Annotated in this window: 9 protein-coding genes; 4 read left to right on the top strand and 5 right to left on the bottom strand. The window is 58.9% G+C overall.

Annotated features, from left to right (window positions below; translation table 11 throughout):
• Together LK12_RS22080 and LK12_RS22075 are read left to right on the top strand one after the other, a co-directional pair.
• Positions 1-283 (top strand): alternative oxidase (locus tag LK12_RS22080; protein WP_039289915.1); only part of this gene is annotated, 283 nt, incomplete at its 5' end.
• A 52-nt stretch (positions 284-335) separates the two neighbouring features.
• A complete protein-coding gene (locus tag LK12_RS22075; RefSeq protein ID WP_039289911.1) occupies positions 336-701 on the top strand; it encodes a response regulator in 366 nt (121 codons plus the stop codon).
• 120 nt (positions 702-821) lie between these two features.
• Here LK12_RS22075 and LK12_RS22070 read toward each other — a convergent pair whose 3' ends face one another.
• The 5 genes from LK12_RS22070 to LK12_RS22050 form a co-directional block, all read right to left on the bottom strand.
• Positions 822-1,454, bottom strand: a complete 633-nt coding sequence (locus LK12_RS22070; protein WP_039289908.1) for a tyrosine-type recombinase/integrase — start codon at positions 1,452-1,454, stop codon at positions 822-824.
• Positions 1,455-1,794: 340 nt separating this feature from the next.
• Positions 1,795-2,517: a DUF6602 domain-containing protein gene (locus LK12_RS22065; protein WP_039289906.1), complete on the bottom strand. Its 723-nt coding sequence runs from the start codon at positions 2,515-2,517 to the stop codon at positions 1,795-1,797.
• Positions 2,514-3,275, bottom strand: a complete 762-nt coding sequence (locus tag LK12_RS22060) for a nucleotidyltransferase family protein (RefSeq protein ID WP_039289903.1) — start codon at positions 3,273-3,275, stop codon at positions 2,514-2,516. Before LK12_RS22060 ends, LK12_RS22065 begins: the two co-directional genes overlap by 4 nt.
• A 48-nt stretch (positions 3,276-3,323) precedes the next feature.
• Entirely contained in the window at positions 3,324-5,171 is a 1,848-nt protein-coding gene (locus tag LK12_RS22055; RefSeq protein WP_039289900.1) for a hypothetical protein, read from the bottom strand.
• A 14-nt stretch (positions 5,172-5,185) separates the two neighbouring features.
• Entirely contained in the window at positions 5,186-5,410 is a 225-nt protein-coding gene (locus LK12_RS22050) for a hypothetical protein (protein WP_039289897.1), read from the bottom strand.
• Positions 5,411-5,707: 297 nt separating this feature from the next.
• On the opposite strand from LK12_RS22050, the gene LK12_RS22045 reads away from it, so the two are divergent.
• Positions 5,708-6,424 carry a hypothetical protein gene (locus tag LK12_RS22045; protein WP_052223693.1) on the top strand — a complete coding sequence of 239 codons (717 nt, stop codon included), beginning with the start codon at positions 5,708-5,710 and terminating at the stop codon, positions 6,422-6,424.
• Complete coding sequence (locus tag LK12_RS22040) at positions 6,421-7,104, top strand: hypothetical protein (RefSeq protein WP_039289895.1); 684 nt, start codon at positions 6,421-6,423, stop codon at positions 7,102-7,104. The genes LK12_RS22045 and LK12_RS22040 overlap by 4 nt, the downstream gene beginning before the upstream one ends.
• The last annotated feature ends 11 nt before the right edge of the window (positions 7,105-7,115 follow it).

Raw genomic sequence — 7,115 nt, 5'->3', positions numbered from 1 at the left:
CTATTTCGAAGAGGAGGCCGTGATCAGCTACACGCATTACCTCGCCGAAATCGACGAAGGCCGCTCGCCCAACGTGCCGGCGCCTGAAATCGCCAGGCGATACTGGGGCTTGGCCGACGATGCCACACTTCGCGACGTGGTGCTTGTTGTCCGGGCAGACGAAGCGCACCACCGCGACGTCAACCATGGTTTCGCAAATGAAATCGCCGGTTTGCCACACGGTGCCGTTGCCCCGTGTCCGCCGCACGAAACGCTGGAACCGGCCTGGAAGAAGGCTGCCTGAATACGGGAGGGCGGCGGCCTCTGTCCGCCATCCACCGCCTTGGACATTGTCCATGATCCGACCGCGAATCCTTCTTGTCGACGATGATCCCGGTGTACGGGCCGCGATCACGTTTGCTCTCGAAGTGGAAGGGTTCGACGTAGAGGGTTACCCAAACGCCGAGGCGGCGCTGGCGGCGCCGCACCGACGCATCGTCTGCGCCGTACTGGATCAGCGCCTGCCCGGGATGGACGGCCTTTCCCTGCTGGCACGCCTGCGCGACAGCGAACCATCTCTCCCGGCAATCATCATTACCAGTAACACATCAAAGAGAGTTCGCGCAGAAATCGCCGCGAAGAACACCATCCTCGTCGAGAAGCCGCTGTTGCGCCATGCCATTGTCGACGTGATCCGGCACATTGCCGCGGAGATCGATTAACCTGTGTCCACGAATGACTGGTCTCGGCGTGGCCGGACATTCCCAAGAGCGGCGGCAGCTGGCAGCTTTGTCCCAAGCGCAGAGAGGATAGCCCCTCGCCGAGGCGAGGGGCCAATAGACTCAGATCTCAGTGTTCTCAGCAAGGGCAAGCGCGTCCTCCACGTCAATCCCGAGATAGCGCACCGTGTTCTCGATCTTGCTGTGACCGAGAAGGATCTGGACGGCGCGAAGGTTGCCGGTCGCCCTGTAGATGATCGACGCCTTCGTTCGGCGAAGTGAGTGCGTGCCATACTCGCTGCGCATCAGACCTACCCCAGTCACCCATTCATCCACGAGTCTGGCATACTGGCGGGTGCTCAGATGGTTGCTGCGATCAACTCGGCTCGGAAACACGTAATCGTCCACCGTTCCGCCTCGCCGATCGAGCCACGCCAACAGACTGGCACGAGCATCGGGGAGCAGCTCGAATTGAACGGGCCGACCTGTCTTCTGCTGCATGACGATTGCGCGGGTTCGGATCTGCCCGCCACTAACCAGGTCGCCGATCTTCACCTGAACGAGGTCGCAGCCGCGCAGCTTACTGTCGATTGCGAGATCGAACAGCGCTCGATCTCGCAATCGGCGGCGCTGATTGAGGTAGAACCGGATTTCCCAAATTTGCTTTGGTTTCAGGGCCCGCTTCGCGCCGACAGTTCTTCCCGCATTCCAGACCGGGCGCTTGACGGCGGTGGGTTCGGTTTCAAGCATTTCCATGATCATTCTCCGATGGCCGGAGTGGCCAACTGAAGAACGCATCGGAGCGGATGAAAGGTGATGCCCCGAGGCACCTGCCGACCAGCTCAAGACATTCAGCGTCGTTAATGTGAGCGGCGGCTCCTGCTGAAACTCGCCCTTCGTGTCGCGCAAACCAGCCGGTCGGCTTTGCGCCCTGGAGGCAGCCATTCGCGCAGAGCACTTAGTTCTTCAAAGCAGCGTTTATTCAGTCGGTTGGGCGCGGCAACTCGATCCGGAATCTAAGCCGTACAGCTCAGCTTTCCCCGCTTATCAGGAGCAGAAATTCATAATTAAGTCCTAACCGTTGGGTTTCGGATTCTTAGTCATTGAGCCACTTTGCATAAGCTCTGATGTCGATCATCGGGACCGTGGCCAGACCCTGCAGCCGCGCGATCAGTTCCAGCAGGAACGCCGTCGCGGGCTTGCCCTGATCGTTGATCACATGGCAGCCAGCGTCGTCGCAGGCGAACCAGCCGTGGGCGGCGACGCAGCCGATATCGATCCGACTATCGTCATCGGCATCCGCCAGAGCCTTGGCGAGGCTGGATCCCAAGGGCGGCGACCAAGTGCTTTCGAATGTCAGCAATCCACCGATGATGGGCTGAAGAGGCTTTGGCGGCGAACTCCCGCCGATGTGCGGTACGGGGAGGCTTGTCCGCTTCAACCCTCGCACGGATGCGATCTTCTTCGCGGCATAACCGACCTGTGCCGCATCGATCTCCTGCTTCGCTTCGAACACGGCATAGACGCTCTCGGCCGGGATGATGATCTGATTGTCCATCTCGAAGATCAACGGTGAATATTGCCGGTCGTACACCACGACGTCGAGCTGGTCGCTGAAGCGGCCTTCGCTGTCGCAGACGAACGCTTTTGCGACTTTGTAGCGCTGCGGAAGATAGCCGGCCAAAAGTTGCGCCCAGATACTCTCGGCGACGTCGCCCTTGGCAACGGGATGACCCATCGTGCGTCGGGCGCGAGCAAGCTGCTCCGTCACCGATGAATGCAGATCCGCCAGCAGCGCCTCAAGGGACCAGCTCGTCATTTGACCACCTCGCCCCAGGTCTTCGCCTTAAGCGTTTCGCTTGCGGCGCGGGCAATCGCCGTTTTGCCGCTTTCTGAAAGGTCGTCGGAGATGATGTTGTTGGTGTTGGCCGGATCGACGGCGCGGGCGTTCTCGAAGCAGTTCGACAGATAAGTCAGGGCCGTCCAGACCCGATCCGAAAAGCCGGGCTGGGTGTTTCCACTAAGGGCGGCGATCACCGATAGCTCCAGATAGAAGGACGGGAAGTCCAAGCCGCGCTGATTGCGCCAGAGTTTGATGACGCGGATTTCGTTCTGCCGTCCGGAGCGCTGAACCGCGGCGATATGAGTACCGATATTGGTCTTGGTCCATGTCTGCGCGCGATTTCGCCAGAGGCTATGATCGTTGGAATTGGCCTGCTGCTGCTTGCCCGGGACCAGATCGACCTTGAAGCTCCCGACCTTCAAGCCGATCGACACGTTCTGCTTTCTCGGTGCGTATCCCGACTGCTGAAGCTGGTTGAACAGCGTGTCGTAGATATCCTTCAAGGTGGCGGTGGTGTCGGACCGCAGCGAAAGGAAGAGGTCGATGTCGGTTCCGCTGGCGTTCGCCGTGCCCTTGGCGAACGAACCGCTAGGATGGACGCCGACAAGTAGATCGCCGGCCCATACGCGCAGCCGCGGCATCAGGGTGACAGCCACCTGTCGCAACGGCGAGCTGGCACTGGCGTCGACGGTTTCCCTTGCCAGGATCCCATAGAGATACTGGTCAGCGGTCATCGCGTGCGCCGGGCAAGCTGCCCCGAAGAGGTTGGTCGAACATGCCGATCATCCCAGCGCGCTGACGCTGGCGATGCGGACTCGGTCCTTGATCCATTTGCGTGCGGAGGCCAGGCTCTGACGATAATCGTCCGCCGCCATCGAAAGCGATTCCGGCGAAGTCGCACGCTCCAGATCCTCGGTCGACCAGTCATCCAGCATCCGCTTCGCCAAGGCAAAGCAGGTCGCCTTTCCGGCCCTGAAGGCCAGAGTTCGCTGTGACGCCTGCAACGCGGTCGCGCGCGCTTCGTCGGGATCCTCGGCATCGGAGAACTCGTTTGCCAGCTCGTCCGCCATCTTGGCGACGACCGGATACAGGCCGTTGACGAACAAGGTCTGAACTTCCGGATAGAAGCGCGCAGCCCGGCCTTTCATGTCGCGGTCGGCGATCTCGTCGGCTTCCGTGAGGATCTTGATCTCGGGAGCGCGCTCAAGCGCCCGCGCGAGCTTTGAAGCGGTCGCACCTTCCGGCGCCATGCGCACCCGCGAAGTCGATGCCCGGGGTTCTGTCCGTTTCATCGGCGGCTTGAGGCCAGGGATCTTCTCCTCGTCCTCCTCCGACTGAAGGGTTGTCGGCTCAGGTTCAGCAAGCCCGGCATCATTGGCTTCCGACCGCGTGATCTGTTCCGGCGCCTTCTTGGCGACGTTGGTCGGCACGCGAAGCTCATCGAGCAGCGACTGAAGGTCCGACTGAAGGTCGTTTAGATCATCGGTGCTGTCCGGGGATTCCGACCGAATGACGTCCTTCACCCAGTCAGGCATGAGCTGGCGGACCAGATAAGCATATTGGTCGGCAGTCAGCGGCGAACGATCGTGACGCCATGTCAGGGCATCGCGATACTGGTTCGGAAATGCCGCATCGTCGGGCAGCCGGATTTCCACCGTGAGCACCTTCGAACCGAACGGAATGCCGAACGTGGGTGCGACTGAGGACCAGACTTTCTGCGTGCGAAAGTCATACCGCTCGTCGCGGTAGACCAGCGCCAGAAACGTTGTCGAGCCGGTGGCAGCGTTGGCCCGGGCACTATAGGTATGGCTGGACCCTTCGTGCTTGGGATCATGGATGTAACGCACGGTAATGCCCGTCTCCGCATCGACGACATCTTCGTGGCGTGGAAGCCGATCGAGGATTTCATCGAGCGTGCGCAGTTGGCGAAACCTGCCGGTTTCATCCTTGCCGCCGCCCTTGGTCATCGCGACGTCGATGCGGACCTGCACGCCGGGCGAGAAAGAAACGAAGCGCCTGAAAATGGAAGTGGCGATGAAGCTGCGATCGACAGGGACGCCCGTGCCAATCGGCTCGGCGACGGTATCGTGGTCAAGGCTTTCGCCAAACAGCACGACCTCCGTCCAGTCGAAATCGGTTGGTGTCCCAGCGGCCTGGACGACAGAGGTGACGTCGTAGATCGTGTCAGTCTGGCCATCGGCCAGTTGCATGGAGAAGCGAACATAGGTCTGTTCCTCCTCATCCCAGCCGATCGTAACCTCGTTGACCTCGCCATCCTTGCAGGACCTATAGCGGATGCCGTCAGGCGACGCCGCGAGCCCTGAAACCTTGGCGCCGATGCCGAAGTTTCCATCGAGCGCCATCATCTTGTTGACCGATGAGCTGAGATCTGTTGCGCGCCGCAGCTCCGCCGCGCTCATCCCGACGCCGGTGTTCCAGAAGGTCAGTTTCCTCACGCCCTCGATCATGGTCGGGAAGATGTCGACGCGCCGCTTGCCTTCGGGGGCGAGCGCCGCGTTTTCATCGGCGTTCTTGAAGAACTCGCGGATGAGGGTGTTGATCGGCGCCTGCTGGATCAGCCGGTTGATCAGGAAGGTCTTGTCACCAATTCCGAGGTGTTCCGGCCGCATGGTATTGTCCCTGTTTAGAGCTTGAAGCTGTCCGACGGCTCGTTGGAGGACCCGAAGCGCTTCTCGAGGTCGGACACCGCCTCCTTCAGCGCTTTGCTGATCTTCCGGATATCGGCGTCGCTAAATTCGTAGGCCCGACGGTTCGAAAGATTCCCCAGCTTGCGGATCGCGTCCAACGCGATCTGCGTGCGCCCTTCCGCCAAGCGCACAAAATTCGTCCTCTTTTCGCTATCAGCCACGAGTCGTCTCCATCATGAATTTCAATGTAAGAGCGGCACGGCGTAATTGCAATAGTATCACGTATTTTGGCGAAATATTCGCGTTTTCATCGCTATGAAATTCACTAACCAATGGAATCATCGGCAAATTTCCTCTGTCGGCACATCGGTCGCTGACGCCCCCAAGGACATCTGACGGCGGCCGCGATTCTATCGACCCTGTGATCGACCCGAGTCGTTCGGGTCGGAAGAATCGCATGTCACCACCGAGCTGCTCGTCGGACCGATGTTCGTCGTATTCGCCATCGTCTGGAGGGCATGGAGTTTGAGACCCAGTGGGCTGCAGGGCAGCTCGTCGGCAGGTCTGATCTGGGTCGTTTGAAGTCCGTCGGCATGGTAGCCTTACAATTCACGGAAGAAATCGAGGCCAGTGTGTTCAAGACCGCAGTCGACAGGAAAAAGCTATCGGCGATTATTGGATCGATGTCCGACCTCGATGTTGCCCGCTTCCTCTACTGCCAGGAGATGGCCGGAGCCTATCTCGCGGTCGGCAAGTTCGAGAGCATGCTGATCTCAGCAATGCACATGTGCGACCGGGTCAAGTTGCAGAAGGCGCTCGGCCCGGACCAGGGTGCCTGGGAACGATCTGTAGCAAAAAAAGCTCTGCTTGAGGGTTCCACGTTGGGATCGTTGATCAAGATTCTCGAACGCCACGAGGTCAACGATGCCGACATCGCTTATCTGAAATGGATCAAGGATAAGCGGGATTACTTCGTCCATCGTCTCTTCCACGAGGGCGCCTGGCCAGGTGAGCTGGACGAGTATGGATGTCACCTGATGCGCCGGCGGCTCGTCGCAATTCAGATCTGGCTGGAACGCGGCGAACGAAACATTTGGCTGATCTTCGAGAGAGCTGGTTTCGTTGAGCTGGAGCGGCTTAGCGACGGCAGTGTTCTCGTGATGAATATGGGCATCTACGACGCGGTCCAACGCGACGTTGCCAGAATGAATGGCGACAATGGCGACACCACATGAATGAAGCACTGAAGGAAATACCGCAACGGATCTTAAATTTGGCCGTCGGCGCACTGGCTCAAGCCAATACGCATGCGGTGTATTTCGATCCGGGGAATGAGCATTGGGAGCACATTTGCGTCCTCAACACCGCACATGCGGGCGAGTTATTCCTGAAGGCGATCATTGCCAGAGAGCATCCATTGCTAATTTTCAAAGATGTCTTTGGCCTAGACGACAACTCGGGTAGCTTGCTGGACATCGAAACGCTCGTTCGGCGAGGACGAACTCACGACTTTGAAAGGCTGCCCCAAATCCTATGGGCTACCACGGGCACTCGACTGCCAAACCCGAAATGCTTCGAGCAGCTTCGGCAAGCCCGAAATTCGATCCAGCATTTCTGCGCACCTGAGCAGCGGGATTTCCGAAGGCTCTCGTTAGAATTTATCTACACGATCATCGATCCGTTAATCGCTGATGCTTTCGACCTTTGCGCAATAGAATATCATGAAGACCATAGCGTGAGCTATGATTACGTTGTCGGCGCGCTACTCCGGTCCGAACTCAAATTCACTGTGCCCGGTGATTTCACGGTCACCGAGATTGATATGAGCAAGGAGCTCGAAGGCGCGTCCAGTGTATACCGAAATTGGGTTAGGCAACAAATGAAGCGCGTAGGCAGAATCGATCTCATCTCTTGAGAGCGAATCGT

It is taken from the genome of Novosphingobium malaysiense, from assembly GCF_000802225.1.
GTDB classification, from domain to species: domain Bacteria; phylum Pseudomonadota; class Alphaproteobacteria; order Sphingomonadales; family Sphingomonadaceae; genus Novosphingobium; species Novosphingobium malaysiense.
Note: the sequence above shows the minus strand (reverse complement) of the source record. Positions and strands in the feature narration are given on the sequence as shown.